Source organism: Capnocytophaga haemolytica, assembly GCF_001553545.1.
GTDB lineage: Bacteria > Bacteroidota > Bacteroidia > Flavobacteriales > Flavobacteriaceae > Capnocytophaga > Capnocytophaga haemolytica.
In genome coordinates this window covers 1,855,838-1,871,959 of sequence record NZ_CP014227.1, presented here as the reverse complement: position 1 = coordinate 1,871,959, position 16,122 = coordinate 1,855,838, and the positions used below count along the sequence as shown (strand labels likewise).

Genomic DNA, 16,122 nt, shown 5'->3' with positions numbered 1-16,122 from the left:
GGCTCTTCACCTCTTAGGAAGTGAGTATTTAGCGGGTATAAAGGCACTTTATTGGGCTTTTAAATAAAAAAAGTTGCGCAAATAGTATTTGGTATTATATTTTTTTGTACCTTTGCGCCCTGAAAAGAACTAATAAGTCCATAACCATATACCATTTGTAGAGAAATGTCTGATATAATGACCTCTAAATCAAAGATATTTGCTTGCTCAAAGAGTCTTGAACTTGCTGAGAAGATCGCTGAGAAATACGGCACGAAGCTCGGTGAAGTGAAGTTGTCGTATTACAGTGATGGTGAGTTTCAGCCTTCATTTGAGGAGTCGATACGTGGGATACGCGTATTCTTAGTGTGCTCGACCTTTCCGAGTTCTGATAACTTGATGGAGCTACTGTTGATGCTTGATGCTGCTAAAAGGGCATCGGCGCGGCATATTACGGCGGTGATTCCTTACTTCGGTTGGGCGCGACAAGACCGTAAAGATAAGCCAAGGGTGCCGATAGGAGCCAAGCTGGTAGCCAACTTGTTGCAGGCGGCAGGGGCAACGCGTATAATGACGATGGACTTGCACGCAGATCAGATACAAGGCTTTTTTGAACGCCCTGTGGATCACTTGTTTGCCTCGTCGATATTTTTGCCTTATATCCAGAGTTTGCAGTTGGAGAATCTCTGTATTGCTTCGCCTGATATGGGGGGCTCAAAGCGGGCTTATGCTTACTCTAAATATCTGAAAAGTGATGTGGTGGTTTGCTATAAGCAGCGCAAGGTAGCCAATGTGATTGAGACAATGGAGCTCATCGGTGAGGTGAAGGACAAGAATGTGATATTGGTAGACGATATGGTGGATACCGCAGGCACACTGGTGAAGGCGGCTCAGATAATGAAGGAACGAGGGGCTAAGAGTGTAAGGGCTGTGGCTACACACGCTATCCTCAGTGGCAATGCTTATGAGCGCATTGAAGGTTCAGAGCTTGAAGAGCTTATCGTTACGGACTCTATTCCGTTGCGCCAGCCTTCGACAAAGATTAGGGTGCTTACGTGTGCGGATCTGTTTGCAGATGTGATGCATCGCGTGAATGAAAACGAGCCTATCAGCTCGAAGTTTATAATGTAAACAAATAATTAATTATATTTTTAAATGAAGTCAATTACAATCAAAGGATCTCAAAGAGAAAGCGTGGGCAAAGCGGCGAGCAAAGCCTTACGTAATGCTGGACAGGTACCTTGCGTATTATACGGAGGGGATAGCGCACTGCACTTTTCAGCACCTGAAATGGCCTTCAAAGGGCTTGTGTACACCCCTAATGTGTATACAGCTACGATTGAATTAGGAGGCAAGAAGTACACAGCCATCTTACAGGACATACAGTTTGACCCTGTAACTGATAAGATCATCCACATTGATTTTTATGAGTTGAAGAAAGACAAGGAAATCACTATTGAGGTGCCTATTCAAATTGAGGGTACATCTCCAGGGGTGATTGCTGGTGGGGTGTTGCGCATTGTGAACCGCAAACTAAAAATCAAGGCATTACCTGATAAGTTACCTGATTTTATTCCTGTAAATATTTCGGAATTAGAGATGGGGAATAGGTTGTACGTTACCAAGTTAGACCAAAGTAACTATAAGATTATGCACCCTGATAATACGGTTGTTTGCCAAGTGAGAGTTTCGCGTGCTGCGATGAAAGCTGCTCAAGAGGCTGCTAAGGCTGAGAAGAAAAAATAAGGCTTTAGGCATAAGTTAATAAAAAGGAAAGGCTATCTCAATAGGGGTAGCTTTTCTTATTTATTTTTGGCAGAAATTTGGTGCTCTCAATAATAATGACTATCTTCGCGCCAAAATAGAGTAGATACAATGATCAAGGTAAATAGTTATTATACTGCACAGGGCAGTAAGATACATAAGGCAGTGGTGTTCTTGCACGGTTTCTTAGAGAATGAAACAATATGGCACCCGCTGATGCACGCCCTTTCGGCTGACTACTACACACTTGCTATTGACTTATTGGGGCACGGGCGAACCCCCACAGTGGCAGAAGTGCACCCTATGGAGCTAATGGCGGAAGCTGTAGTGGAGGTGCTAAATAAGGAGGGGATTGATAAGGCGACTTTTGTAGGGCACTCGATGGGAGGCTATGTAACCTTGGCACTGGCAGAATTATACCCTGAGAGGGTAGAAGGAGTAGTGCTGCTTAACTCGAATACAGGTGCAGATAGCCAGGAGAAGAAAGCCAATCGCGACCGTGTGCTGAAGGTGATCGACAAGGAGAAGGAACTCTTTGTGCGCACGGTGGTTACGGGGCTTTTTAGTGAAGAGAATAGAGTGCGGATGAAGGATGCTTTGGAACGCTTGGTTTCTATTGGGATTGCTACTCCTAATGAGGGTATCAAAGCAGCGGCTATGGGTATGAAAGAGCGTCCTGACCGTACGGAGTTGTTTGTGAACTTAACGGTGAAAAAGCACCTTATTATTGGGCAGCGCGACGGCTTGATGCCTTATACTGATTTGATAGCATTGGCAGATAGCGCAGGAGCGAGCTATTCATTGCTCTCGGGGGGACATCTTACCTATATAGAGAATGAGGCGGAGTGTGCCGAAGCCTTAAAAAAGTTTTTATCGTGATATGAAACAATATATATGTTGGGGACTGTTGTTGCTACTAATAAGCTGCACCGATAGCCCTAAAAAGCAGAAGAGCAATACTGTAGTAAAGACAGAAAAGCAAGAGACAGAAAGTGTAAAAGAGGAAGCGAAGGATACTGTGGTAGAGACCCTTACCACAGAGACGGCTATTCCTTTTCTGTATGAATATGAGAAGAAAAACAAAGAGCGCTTTGTTCGTATCATTACTGATTATGGGAATATTGATATTGAGCTTTTTAAGGAAACGCCTTACCATCGGGCGAACTTTATATTCTTGACGAAGCAGCATTATTTTGATGGAAGTGTATTCCACAGAGTGGTGAAGGATTTTGTGATTCAAGGAGGTAACTCAGAGAGTTGGGAGATCAGTAGGAAGAGAGGTAAGATAGGCGCTTATTTATTACCTCCTGATACCAAGAAAGGGTTTAAGCACCATCGAGGAATCGTGTCAATGCCGAGTAGTGATATAGATAATCCTCATAAATACGCTTCGCCTTATGAGTTTTTTATCGTAGTGCAAAAGCCAGGGGCTTATCACTTAGATGGTAATTATACGGCTTTTGGCAAAGTAATCGCAGGGATGGATGTGGTTGATAAGATCAATAGCGTTGAAACAGAAGGTACGGATAACTGGCCTAAGAAAGATATTAAAATGAAAGTTATCATACTTAATAAACAGTAGCGATATGAAATACTATATCATAGCAGGGGAGGCTTCGGGGGATTTGCACGGGGCGAACTTGATGAAATCAATCACTAAGATAGACCCGCAGGCGGAGTTTCGCGTGTGGGGGGGCGACCAGATGCAGGCTGCTGGGGGTGTGTTGGTAAAGCATTACCGCGACCTCGCCTTTATGGGCTTTTGGGAGGTGCTGACCAACTTGCGCACTATCTTTAAGAATATTGCCCTCTGCAAGCGCGATATTGCGGCTTTTGCCCCCGACCGATTGCTATTTATCGACTACCCAGGCTTTAATATGCGCATCGCCGCTTGGGCTAAGCAACAGGGGATCCCTACGCATTACTACATTTCGCCTCAGATTTGGGCGTGGAAGGAGGGGCGCATTAAGGCGATCAAGCACGATGTAGATGCGATGTACGTGATTCTGCCTTTTGAAAAGGATTTTTATGAGCAGAAGCACGGCTATCCTGTGCACTTTGTGGGGCATCCGCTCTTAGACGCTATCGCCCAGCGCAAGGAGGTAGATGAGGCAACTTTCAAGGCTGAAAATGGCTTAGATGAGCGTCCTATTATTGCGTTGTTGCCTGGCAGTCGCAAGCAGGAGATCGCCAAGATGCTACGGATAATGCTCTCTGTGGTCGATGATTATCACCAGTACCAATTCGTCATTGCGGGGGCTCCTTCGCAGGAGTACAGTTTTTATGAGCAGTTTATCCGCGAGGAGAATGTGCACTTTGTCAGCGGCAAGACCTACGACTTGCTCTCTGTGTCGTTTGCAGCCTTGGTAACCAGCGGTACGGCTACGCTTGAGACGGCACTGCTCAACGTGCCCGAAGTGGTGTGCTACAAAGGTAATTGGTTCTCGTATCAGATTGCTAAGCGGGTGATTAAGCTCAAGTATATCTCATTAGTGAACCTCATTATGGATAAGCCTGTGGTTACGGAACTCATTCAGGGGGCACTCAGTAAGCGCAATTTGGAGGTGGAGCTGAACAAGTTACTGAGCTTGCGCTACCGCTATGATGTGTTTAAAGACTATGTAAAGCTACGAGAAAAGTTAGGTGGTGAGGGAGCAAGTGATAAAGTAGCCCAGTTAGTAGTGAATAGTGAACAGTGTACAGTGAATAGTGAACCGTGAGAAAAGAGGCTGCAATTATAGGGCTGTTGGTGGGGCTGTGTGTGCTGCTATTTATAGGGGCAAAGGTAGCTATCTATACGGGCGTTGTGAGTGAGTATCAGCTCAATGATTGGCTTTGTGTACCTCCGACTTTTGAGGCTTTTGCCGAGCGTTGGTGGACGCTCGTAAGCTATGGCTTCTACCACCTGAAATGGGAGCACCTCTTGGGCAATATGTTGCTGCTCTGCTTGGTAGGGCAGGCATTTACACAATTGTTTTCAGTGCGAGAGCTACTGCGTACTTACCTCTGCGGACTTCTCTTTGGGGGGGCAGCATTCCTCATAGTGAGCAACTACGCGCCAGCCTTTACAGGAGGGAGTATTCTCTTGGGGGCCTCTGCAGCGGTGATGAGTTTGCTCGTGTATATCGCCCTGTGCAAGCCTACTTACCAGGTGTATCTGTTGCGATTTAGGTTGCGGGTGGTGTACTTAGTGCTGGCAATTGTGCTTTACGATATATTTACCCTCAAAGCCGATGTTGGTGGTAAGATAGCACACTTTGGGGGAATATTTGGGGGAGCAATTTCAGTGATTAGCGGTCAGTGGTTAGTGGTTAGCAGTCAGAAGCAAGAAGTGAGAAGTGAGAAGTCAGAAGCGAGAAGTCAGAAGCGAGAGGTGAGCAGTGAGCAGTCTGATACCTCAAAGCTCAAAGTCCAAAGCTCAAAGCTCTTATATGAGCGGTTATTGGAGAAAGTGGCAGCCAGCGGGTATATGTCGCTTACGGACAAGGAAAAGAAGTTTCTCTTTGAGGCGAGTAGGGGAGAGGGTGATATTTAAAAACTATACAGATATGCTAAAACAAACACAATTCCATATATTATTGCTTATTTTTTTATCTTGTATATCAGAAATTAAAGCGCAACTAAAATTTGATATACGAGGAAAGGTAGATCTTATCGCTTACGATGAAGAGGGCAATTTTACCTTTCTTAAGAAGGTGGGCGATTCCTATCGTGAGCTTATATTTTCTTTTGATACGCTGTCAATTAAGAACTCCATTATCAATAAAAATATTTCTAAGGAGAAGGCTAACTTCAATCAATATACTAAACTTATCCCACGTGCTGAACTCAGTGATACACTCTACTCTTGGCAAGAGATATCCAAAGAACTTCCGCTAAAGGTTATCCCCAGCAATCTAAGAAAGACTACAATTGAGGATTTTATAGATAAGAGTTTCAAACTCACTGCCTCTTGGACTAAAGATGATTATGACGACCCTGCTATTTTGCGTTATTCTAAGCGGCAGCTCAATCGCTTGGGTATTGACGTAGATGCAGAGGAGATCATAAAGTACGTGATTCGGTTTTTAAATAAACAAATCATCATCTATCAGACGCTTGAATTTGATTCTTCTTACGATGAGGGGTGGCAATGGCAATCTAATGACAAGAGTTATAATGTTTTACTCCTTACTTGGGATGAGGGCAAAGAGATTTATGCAATGATAGATCGAAATGACAAGATTCGTGGGCTATTTTTACCTCATCGCTCAGGTAATATAGCGATAATAGAAGGTGAAGGTAGTAGTAAGATGAGGTGTATTTCTTCTTCAATGTATGATTTAGATGTAGACCTAAATGGGTTTAAAACACTTTATTGTGATGAAAAAGGTCGGTACAGTATTGTAGGGAAATCAGGAGAGAACCTACTTCAGGATACTTATGAAGCACTTTTAAACGACGAGACTGAGTTTGACTACGGAGGCTATACTATAGGGAAACATAAGCGTTCGGCAGATGTTTATGATGTGTACTTAAAGCGAGTTCCATTAGGGAAGGTTCGGGGAGCGTATTTTTATCATTATGGCAATAAAAAAGGTAGGTCAGATTTGGTAGAAGAGCTCAATGAAAAGGGGGTTGGCTATTACGATCATCGAGGTAAGCGTGTGAAAGTAAAACCAAGACGTTTTTCAGTGTGTGGTACGGTGCCTTACACGAGCTTTGAGCTATCTGTAAAAGAGGGGCAGCACTATCTTGAAGTTAGAGAGGGTGAGTTTGGCTATAACAGAGAAGAGGAAGGCCTCAAACCTTTTATACTCGCTAATATCCCCTTGGAGGTAGCACTTACTTTCGCAGAAACAGCTACAAAAACCTATTACTATGACGGCAATGACTATGTGCTTTCAAATGATAAAAGTTCTTTTAATCAGCGTTATATCATAGCGCAGAAAGGCAATCGCTATGGACTTTATGAGTTTCGAGACCCTAATGAAAGCATACGCGATACGTTGTCCCTCAGCGATAAGAACGACCGAAGAGAAAGAATGCAAGAGATCTTTCGCCCTCTTAGTGTAAATCTCAAAGAGCTGCTTCCTATTGAGCAGGATAAGTTCTATTATGAAAAGGGGGTACTCTTCTTTGAAAAAGAGGGTAAAATAGGCATAGCACCTTACCAAAAATCAGCTACTTATGACAAAGTAAAACGCGTCACACCACACTTTTATCGCGTGTGGCGTAATGGTAAAAAAGGCTGGGTAGATGTAGGCACGGGCGAAGACTATTTTTAGTTCTCTTCAATGCGCGCTTGAATCATCTTTAAGACCTTCTCGGGGCAGCGGATAGGGCGGAAGGTTTTAGCATCGACAAATACGAGCACTGTATTGGCAGTGGAGATCAGTTCACCTTGTGCGTTGAGGATCTCGTAGTCGAACTCTATTTTAGTGGTAGGTAGGGATTTGAGTTTTGTACGTATGGTGATAACCTCATCGTAAAGAGCTGGTTTTTTGTAGTGAATTTGTAGAGAGACAACGGGCATCATCACCCCTTCGGCTTCCATTTCTTTATAAGTAAAGCCAATATCGCGGAGCCACTCTACACGCCCAAGTTCGAGATATTGCGGATAATTACCATAGTATACTACCCCCATCTGGTCAGTTTCTGCATAACGTGTACGCAATTTGTAGTCAAAATATAACTCTTTCATATACAATATAATAAATGTCTTAATAACTTGTTAAAAAAATGTACTGTAAAAAAAAGTAAAAAAACAAGTGTTAAATAATTTTTTTTATCCAGAATTTATTCACAACTTTGCTGACTGAAATAATAGTCTGTTTTGAGCGGGCAAAGTTACTATAAAAAGTCTAATAGTCAAAATTTTAAGCAAAAACGAGTATCACAAAAGCAGTTAATTTATGAAAGAAGCGGCTGAAAAAGTATGGACAAAGTGTCTGGAATTTATCCACGACAACATCGATGAAGCGCCATTTAATACGTGGTTTGCGCCCATTATACCGATGGGGTTAGAGAATAATACACTCAAAATTAAAGTCCCTAGCAAGTTTTTTTGTGAATGGTTAGAGGAGAATTATATTTCTCTTCTCAAATCTGCTATGACCCTTACTTTAGGTACGGGGTCACGACTTGTATATATTATTGATACTCCTGCTGCTCGCCCAGAACAATTGCCAAGTACGAATCGCCCAGAACTGGCTAAACAGTCGCTACCTATAACCTCGGAAAGTAAAAACCCTGAACTGAGAAATCCTTTTGTAATACCAGGGATCCGTGAAATTACTATTGACCCACAGCTAAACTTACACTATAATTTTGATAACTTTGTTGAAGGCTCTGCAAATCGCTTAGCACGTTCGGCTGCAATGTCAGTTGCTAATAAACCTGGAAAGACAGCCTTTAATCCCTTGTTTATATTTGGAGGAGTAGGTTTAGGTAAAACCCACTTAGCACATGCTATAGGTGTGGATATCAAGGAGAAGCATCCTAAGAAGAAAGTACTTTATGTTTCTGCAGAGAAGTTTACACAGCAGTTTATTGCTGCCTCTACAGGGAAAGATAAGAATGCATTGAATGACTTTATTTACTTTTATCAGCTGATTGACGTACTGATAGTGGATGATATACAGTTCTTAGCAGGGAAGGTGAAGACACAAGATGCCTTCTTCCATATATTTAATCACTTACATCAAAATGGACGTCAAGTAATACTCACTTCTGATAAAGCTCCCGTAGACCTCTTCGATATAGAGCAACGCCTGCTCTCTCGCTTTAAGTGGGGGCTATCAGCTGAGTTACAAGCTCCTAACTATGAAATGCGCTTTCAGATACTTAAGAATAAGTTCTATACTGATGGTGCTGATATTGATGGTGAAATTATCGCTTACTTAGCCGAGAATGTCCGTACTAATATTCGTGAATTAGAAGGCGTAAGCAACTCGCTTATTGCACAAGCTGCTTTTGAACGTAAAGAGTATTCTATTGAGTTGGCACAAAGTGTTATTGAAAGGTCGGTTAAAAATCACCGTGTCGAACTTACTATCGACCATATTCAGCAGATTATCGCTGACTACTTCAATTTGGATATACAATCCTTACAGTCAAAAACACGCAGACGTAACGTAGTCCAAGCACGGCAATTAGCAATGTTCTTTGCTAAGAAGTATACCAAGAACTCACTTACTACTATTGGCTCACAGATAGGGCAACGCGATCACGCAACAGTGTTACACGCTTGCAAAACGGTGGAGAACTTAGTAGAGACAGACCAGATGTTCAAGCGATACGTAGTAGAATTAGACACTAAGTTTACTGAGTAAAGACAAAACATATTAAAATAAAAGAGAGGATTGATAGTTGATCTATCAATCCTCTCTCTTCTATTAGACCTAATATATAAATACAATAAGCCCTTAGTTTGCCACCTCACTGATGAACTTAATGCGGTAGATGCGTAGCTCTTCATCCTCGTAATCACCTGCAAACTCCTTCGAAGCCACTGATATCTTATCCGTATCTGCTTCCATAAAGTACTCGTGTAGCTCCTCTTGCTGTTCCTCATCAAGAATCTCATTCACCCAATAGTCAATATTAAGTTTAGTACCACTGTACACTATCTGTTCCATCTCTTTGAGGAAGTCGCTCATCTCTAAACCTTTTGCTTTAGCAATATCTGGCAGAGGCAACTTGCGGTCAATGTTCTGAATGATAAACAACTTCAACGAGGAGTTAGACCCTGTGGACTTCACGATTAAGTCCTCAGGACGCAGAATATCATTCTCCTCAACATACTTCGCAATTAGCTCCACAAAAGGAGCCCCATATTTCTTTGCTTTCCCTTCACCAACCCCGTGTACATTGGTAAGCTCGGTAATTGTGATAGGGTATTTCAGTGCCATATCTTCCAGCGACGGATCCTGTAACACCACAAATGGAGGAACGCCCTTCTGCTTAGCCACCTTCTTGCGCAGGTCTTTCAGCATCTCTAAGAGCACAGAGTCAGCAGTGGCTCCCGAAGAAGTATTTGTGTCCTCAGGCTCTTCGTCAAAGTTGTGATCCTCGGTCATCATAAACGAAGGTACTGTCTCCAAATAAGCCCTACCTTTATCAGTGATAAACATCACTCCGTAGGTCTCAATATCCTTGCGAATGAGCCCATTGACCATCACCTGCCTGAGCAGTGCCATCCAATAATTGTCATCCTTTTCTTTACCAATACCGAAGAACTCCTGTTCGTCAATCTTATGTGCTTTGATCAGGGCACTTACCTTACCAATGAGCGTATTGACAATCTCCTTAGCCTTAAACTTTTGCTTCGTAGCTAATATTATATTTAGCAGCTTTACTACATCTTCCTTAGCCTCCTTCTTCTCTTTCGGGAAGCGTACATTGTCGTCCATATTAGCCCCTTCGCCATTTACCTCGTCGAACTCCTCGCCGAAGTAATGCAAGATAAACTTACGTCTTGAGCTCGACGTCTCTGCATACGCCACGATGTCCTGCAACAACGCCTGACCAATCTCTTGCTCAGCAATAGGCTTCCCTATCATAAACTTCTCGAGCTTCTCAACATCCTTATATGAGTAGAACGCAATGCAATGCCCCTCGCCGCCATCGCGTCCTGCGCGCCCCGTTTCCTGATAATAACTCTCAATACTCTTTGGAATATCATAGTGAATCACAAACCGCACATCAGGCTTATCAATCCCCATACCAAAAGCAATGGTAGCAACCACCACATCCACCTCTTCCATTAGGAACATATCCTGGTGTTTGGCACGCGTCTTAGCGTCCAACCCAGCGTGGTAAGGCACTGCCGAAATCCCATTCACTTGCAGCGTCTGGGTCAGCTCCTCCACCTTCTTACGGCTCAGGCAGTACACTATGCCCGACTTCTTAGGGTTCGTCTTAATGAAACGAATGATGTCCGCATCAATGCTCTTCGTCTTAGGGCGTACCTCATAGTAAAGATTAGGGCGGTTGAACGACGACTTGAACACCTTCGCATCCAAGATACCCAAGTTCTTCAAAATATCCTCCTGCACCTTAGGCGTAGCCGTAGCCGTTAGCGCTACAATAGGAATATTATTCCCCAGGCGCTCAATGATAGAACGTATATTGCGGTACTCAGGACGAAAGTCGTGCCCCCATTCCGAGATACAGTGTGCCTCATCCACCGCTACAAACGAGATGTGAACCGTCTTAAGAAAGTTTGCATACTCCTCCTTGATGAGCGACTCTGGTGCCACATACAGCAGCTTCGTACGCCCCGCACTGATGTCATCCATCACCTCGCGGATCTCATTCTTGGTCAATGACGAATTGAGTACGTGCGCAATGCTATCGGTAGACGAAATGCCCCGCATCGCATCTACTTGGTTCTTCATCAGCGCAATCAGCGGCGAGATCACAATCGCCGTACCTTCCGACACCAATGCAGGAAGCTGATAGCAAAGCGATTTACCCCCACCAGTAGGCATAATCACAAACGTATTCTCTTTATTGATAACGCTCCTGATAATCTCCTCCTGATGCCCTTTAAATGCTTCAAAACCAAAGTAATGCTTCAAGGCACCTTGTAAATCATTCTTAATCATATCCATATCAAATAGTAATCTATTGCTATATCGAGTTTTGTTTGTTATTGATTTAAAATACAAATATACGACCTATTTTTGAATATACAAGTAATTTTATGAAAAAAACTTTCTTATATGAGTTTGATTCTCTTGTTATAACCTGAAAATGAGCTTCTTGTGTTGAATTATTTTTAGAGAAAAAGCCAATTGAATAGCAATTATTTTAAGAGGGGTCACCTTATTTATACGAAAAAAATCCCTACCGATCTCGCATATCCGACGCGAATGCCCACAGCCACAACCGAAGTATCCCGCCCCAGCACCTAAGGATCTCGGACAGCACTCGAACACATCACGAAGTCAGAACGGATTCAGAACGGATTCAGAACAGATTCAGAACGGATTCAGAACGGATTCAGAACGGATTCAGAACGGATTCAGAACGGATTCAGAACGGATTCAGAACGGATTCAGAACGGATTCAGAACGGATTCAGAACGGATTCAGAACGGATTCAGAACGGATTCAGAACGGATTTAGTCCGAAGTCAAAACGAGCTCATAGCGCTATAAACTCATACCATAAAGCGTAATAAAAGGCTTTCAGGAGAGACCGTCACTCGATTTCTCAAGGGTACTTTCTGCTTAAAAAAGGCAGCTCAAAAGGAGCGTTTGCCCCTCTTAAGAGTATTTTTACTGAGTAAGTACTAAAAAAATACTCTTATTTATATAGTTGATTTATAGTTTGTTGCGCTGTATTTCACATTTTATAAGAAAAAAATAATACTTTTTTATTGGTAGTTTCATATAAAATTCGCACCTTTGCAAATATTTTTCAAGTGCGGATTGAGCCCTTAAAAAAAGCACCTCAGTCCACTGCCATTCTTTAAGGAATAATAACAGACTTATACATATATTAATAAGAACAAATGAAGAAAATTGATAAAGCGGTATACCTCAAGTGGTATGAGGATATGCTTTTTTGGAGAAAGTTTGAAGATAAGCTCGCAGCAGTTTATATTCAGCAGAAAGTAAGAGGTTTTTTACACCTTTATAACGGTCAGGAAGCAGTAGCGGCGGGTTGCCTCCACGCTATTGACCCTACAAAAGATAAGATGATCACATCCTACCGTTGCCACGTACACCCGATAGGCTTAGGTGTTGATCCACGCAGGATTATGGCAGAGCTTTACGGTAAAGGCACAGGTACGTCGCACGGCTTAGGAGGCTCGATGCACATCTTCTCTAAAGAACACAACTTCTACGGCGGGCACGGCATTGTAGGGGGGCAAATCGCCTTGGGTGCTGGGCTTGCTTTTGCTGATAAGTATTTCGACCGTGGAGCTGTAACCCTCACCTTTATGGGCGATGGTGCGGTGCGCCAAGGAGCTTTCCACGAAACGCTCAATATGGCGATGAACTGGAAGTTACCTGTAGTTTTCATCGTGGAAAACAACCACTATGCGATGGGTACTTCTGTGGAACGCACGGCTAACCACGCTAATATTTGGAAGCTCGGTTTGGGCTATGAAATGCCTTGCCAGCCTGTGGACGGTATGAACCCTGTGACAGTAGCAGAGGCAGTATTCGAGGCAGTGGAGAGAGCACGCCGAGGCGAAGGACCTACACTCTTAGATGTACGTACGTATCGCTATCGTGGGCACTCAATGTCCGACGCGCAACACTACCGCACTAAGGAAGAGGTGGAAGAGTATAAGAAGCAAGACCCTATCACCTTGGTATTGGACGTAATCAAAAGAGAAAAATACGCTACCGATGATGAGATTGAGACTATTGACGAGCGTGTAAAAGAAAAGGTAGCTGAATGTGAGAAATTCGCTGAGGAATCACCATATCCAGAAACGCACGTGATGTACGACACTGTATATGCTGAGCCTAACTATCCATTCTTACCAAGTAGACTCTAAACTAATGTATAATGGATAATTTATAATGGATAATCATTCATTGTATATTATACATTGTGCATTATAAATTATACATCAAATAAAGGACACTAATTAAAGATAATAATAACGCAAATGGCAGAAATTATTACTATGCCACGCCTTAGCGACACTATGGAAGAGGGTGTTGTGGCAAAGTGGCTTAAAAAAGTAGGAGATAAAGTAAATGAAGGCGACATTTTGGCTGAAATCGAAACCGATAAGGCTACGATGGAGTTTGAATCGTTCCAGTCAGGAACATTGCTATACATCGGCTTGCCAGAAGGTGAGCCTGCTAAGGTAGATACCTTGATAGCAATCATTGGTAAGGAAGGCGAGGACATCTCAGCACTTATCAGTGGAGGTGCAGCAGCACCCGCAGCGGCTCCTGCTCCTGCAGCAGAGGCAGCTCCTGCACCAGCGGCTCCCGCAGCACAAAGCGCAGCAGCTATGCCAGCAGGGGTAGAGATCGTAACAATGCCTCGACTGAGCGATACAATGACCGAAGGTACCGTAGCTTCGTGGCTGAAGAAGGTAGGCGACACTGTAAAAGAAGGCGACATCTTGGCTGAAATCGAAACCGATAAGGCTACAATGGAGTTTGAATCATTCTATTCAGGTACACTCTTGTACATCGGCTTGAAAGAAGGCGAATCGGCAGCAGTGGATTCACTCTTGGCTATCATTGGTCCTGCAGGCACAGATGTGAATGCCGTACTCGCAGCCGTACAAGGCGGTGGCGCAGCGGCAGCGGCTCCAGCAACACCAGCAGCGGCAGCCCCTGCACAGGCTTCGGCTCCAGCAGCAGCTCAAAGTTCACAGCCAGTAGCTGAAAGCAATGGACGTGTATTTGCTTCTCCATTGGCTAAGAAGATTGCTCAGGATAAGGGTATCAACCTCGCTGAGGTGAAAGGTACAGGCGAAAACGGGCGTATCATACGCCGTGATGTGGAAGGCTTTACGCCATCGGCACAGCCAGCAGCCTCAGCAGCTACGGCATCTACACCTGCAATCCCTGCTTACGTACCTGTAGGCACTGAATCGTTTGACGAGGTGAAGAACTCACAGATGCGTAAGACTATTGCTAAGCGCCTTTCTGAATCGAAATTTACTGCACCGCACTATTACTTGGCTATCGACATTGATATGGAGAACGCTATGGCTTCGCGTGCGCAGATCAACAACTTGCCTGATACGAAGATTTCGTTCAACGATATGGTGGTGAAAGCCTCTGCAATGGCATTGCGCAAACACCCACAGGTGAACACTTCTTGGAAGGGCGATACTACCGTTTACAACAAGCACATCAGCATAGGGGTAGCGGTAGCTATTGAGGACGGCTTGGTAGTGCCTGTACTGAAATTCACTGATAATATGACCCTCACACAGATTGGGGCAGCGGTGAAGGAACTCGCAGGTAAGGCACGTAACAAGAAGCTCACACCTGCTGAAATGGAGGGCAGTACTTTCACTGTGTCTAACTTAGGGATGTTTGGCGTAGATGTATTTACTTCTATCATCAATCAGCCTAACTCAGCGATCCTCTCTGTAGGGGCTATCGTTGAAAAACCCGTAGTGAAGAACGGGCAGATAGTAGTAGGTCACGTGATGACTGTAACCCTCGCGTGCGACCACCGCACGGTAGATGGAGCAACAGGAGCTCAATTCCTTCAAACATTGAAGACTTACATTGAGAACCCTGTAACGATGCTTGCATAAGTTTAGTTTCCATAATTATATAATTTTTTAAGAGCTATCGCAGTGATGTGATAGCTCTTTTTTTGTGCGATTTGTATAGAGATTTAACATTGTGAGGCTTTTATTTAATAAGGTTGTATGATGTTGATAGTGTGTTTCTTGAAAAACAAGAGTGTCTTTTTACTTTCTTTTTCTGTCTAAAAGTTTTGTAAGTTCATTAATTATATCTATCTTTGCACTATCTAAAACTAATAATTTAAAACAATGAGTGTATTAGTCAATAAAGATTCAAAAGTGATTGTACAGGGCTTCACAGGTAGTGAAGGTACTTTTCACGCTGAGCAGATGATTGCTTATGGCACAAATGTAGTAGGAGGTACTACCCCTAGCAAAGGTGGACAGACGCACCTCGGCAAGCCTGTATTCAACACGGTAGCTGAGGCGGTGAAAGCTACAGGGGCTAACGTCTCTATCATTTTTGTGCCCCCTGCTTTTGCTGCAGATGCCATTATGGAAGCTGCTGAGGCTGGTATCAAGGTGATTATCACCATCACGGAAGGCATTCCTGTGGCAGATATGGTAAAGGTAGCAGCCTATATAAAGGATAGAGACTGCCGTCTGGTGGGTCCTAACTGTCCTGGGGTGATTACTCCTGAGGAAGCTAAGGTGGGTATTATGCCAGGGTTTATCTTTAAGAAAGGTAGCGTGGGTATTGTCTCTAAGTCGGGCACACTCACTTACGAAGCTGCTGACCAGATCGTACGTCAAGGGCTGGGGATTACTACGGCTATCGGTATCGGGGGAGACCCCATCATCGGCACTACTACTAAAGAGGCTATAGAGCTACTGATGAATGACCCTGAGACAGAAGCTATCGTGATGATTGGTGAGATTGGCGGTCAGTTAGAGCCTGAAGCAGCGCGCTGGATAAAGGCTAATGGCAATAAGAAGCCTGTGATCAGCTTTATCGCTGGTGAGACTGCCCCTAAGGGACGCACGATGGGGCACGCTGGTGCTATTGTAGGCGGTGCAGATGATACAGCTGAAGCTAAGAAGCGCATCCTCAGAGAGTGTGGTATTCACGTAGTGGATTCCCCTGCAAAGATAGGTGAAAAGGTCGCTGAGGTACTTCGTAAGAAAGGTTAATACTTTTATATTATAAAA

At 43.7% G+C, this 16,122-nt stretch carries 13 protein-coding genes; 11 read left to right on the top strand and 2 right to left on the bottom strand.

What is annotated here, in order from left to right; translation table 11 throughout:
• Window positions 1-177: 177 nt before the first annotated feature.
• From AXF12_RS08445 to AXF12_RS08415, 7 genes are all read left to right on the top strand, one after another.
• On the top strand, window positions 178-1,110 hold the full coding sequence (locus AXF12_RS08445) for a ribose-phosphate pyrophosphokinase (RefSeq protein ID WP_095114470.1): 933 nt from the start codon (window positions 178-180) through the stop codon (window positions 1,108-1,110).
• Window positions 1,111-1,134: 24 nt separating this feature from the next.
• Entirely contained in the window at window positions 1,135-1,725 is a 591-nt protein-coding gene (locus AXF12_RS08440) for a 50S ribosomal protein L25/general stress protein Ctc (RefSeq protein WP_066430217.1), read from the top strand.
• A gap of 129 nt (window positions 1,726-1,854) precedes the next feature.
• Window positions 1,855-2,622 carry an alpha/beta fold hydrolase gene (locus AXF12_RS08435; protein ID WP_066430214.1) on the top strand — a complete coding sequence of 256 codons (768 nt, stop codon included), beginning with the start codon at window positions 1,855-1,857 and terminating at the stop codon, window positions 2,620-2,622.
• Window position 2,623: 1 nt separating this feature from the next.
• Window positions 2,624-3,325, top strand: a complete 702-nt coding sequence (locus AXF12_RS08430) for a peptidylprolyl isomerase (RefSeq protein WP_066430212.1) — start codon at window positions 2,624-2,626, stop codon at window positions 3,323-3,325.
• 4 nt (window positions 3,326-3,329) lie between these two features.
• Complete coding sequence (lpxB, locus tag AXF12_RS08425; protein ID WP_066430210.1) at window positions 3,330-4,463, top strand: lipid-A-disaccharide synthase; 1,134 nt, start codon at window positions 3,330-3,332, stop codon at window positions 4,461-4,463.
• Window positions 4,460-5,278, top strand: coding sequence for a rhomboid family intramembrane serine protease (locus tag AXF12_RS08420; protein ID WP_066430209.1), 819 nt, complete (start codon window positions 4,460-4,462; stop codon window positions 5,276-5,278). The genes lpxB and AXF12_RS08420 overlap by 4 nt, the downstream gene beginning before the upstream one ends.
• A gap of 13 nt (window positions 5,279-5,291) precedes the next feature.
• On the top strand, window positions 5,292-7,010 hold the full coding sequence (locus tag AXF12_RS08415) for a hypothetical protein (protein ID WP_143325059.1): 1,719 nt from the start codon (window positions 5,292-5,294) through the stop codon (window positions 7,008-7,010).
• Here the strand turns inward: AXF12_RS08415 and AXF12_RS08410 are convergent.
• Window positions 7,007-7,426 (bottom strand): acyl-CoA thioesterase, encoded by a 420-nt coding sequence (locus AXF12_RS08410; RefSeq protein WP_066430207.1) that lies wholly within the window; start codon window positions 7,424-7,426, stop codon window positions 7,007-7,009. The two genes, AXF12_RS08415 and AXF12_RS08410, sit on opposite strands and share 4 nt — an antisense overlap.
• A 211-nt stretch (window positions 7,427-7,637) precedes the next feature.
• Between AXF12_RS08410 and dnaA the strand changes: the two genes are divergently transcribed.
• Window positions 7,638-9,056, top strand: coding sequence for a chromosomal replication initiator protein DnaA (dnaA, locus tag AXF12_RS08405; RefSeq protein WP_066430205.1), 1,419 nt, complete (start codon window positions 7,638-7,640; stop codon window positions 9,054-9,056).
• Between the two features lie 93 nt (window positions 9,057-9,149).
• On the opposite strand, the gene recQ is transcribed toward dnaA, so the two are convergent.
• Window positions 9,150-11,339, bottom strand: coding sequence for a DNA helicase RecQ (recQ, locus tag AXF12_RS08400; RefSeq protein ID WP_066430203.1), 2,190 nt, complete (start codon window positions 11,337-11,339; stop codon window positions 9,150-9,152).
• A gap of 904 nt (window positions 11,340-12,243) precedes the next feature.
• On the opposite strand from recQ, the gene pdhA reads away from it, so the two are divergent.
• From pdhA to sucD, 3 genes are all read left to right on the top strand, one after another.
• The gene (gene pdhA / locus AXF12_RS08395; protein ID WP_066430201.1) at window positions 12,244-13,242 is read left to right on the top strand and encodes a pyruvate dehydrogenase (acetyl-transferring) E1 component subunit alpha; all 999 of its coding nucleotides are present in this window, start codon (window positions 12,244-12,246) and stop codon (window positions 13,240-13,242) included.
• Window positions 13,243-13,356: 114 nt separating this feature from the next.
• Window positions 13,357-14,979: a pyruvate dehydrogenase complex dihydrolipoamide acetyltransferase gene (locus tag AXF12_RS08390; protein WP_066430199.1), complete on the top strand. Its 1,623-nt coding sequence runs from the start codon at window positions 13,357-13,359 to the stop codon at window positions 14,977-14,979.
• A gap of 243 nt (window positions 14,980-15,222) precedes the next feature.
• Window positions 15,223-16,104 carry a succinate--CoA ligase subunit alpha gene (gene sucD / locus AXF12_RS08385; protein WP_066430198.1) on the top strand — a complete coding sequence of 294 codons (882 nt, stop codon included), beginning with the start codon at window positions 15,223-15,225 and terminating at the stop codon, window positions 16,102-16,104.
• The last annotated feature ends 18 nt before the right edge of the window (window positions 16,105-16,122 follow it).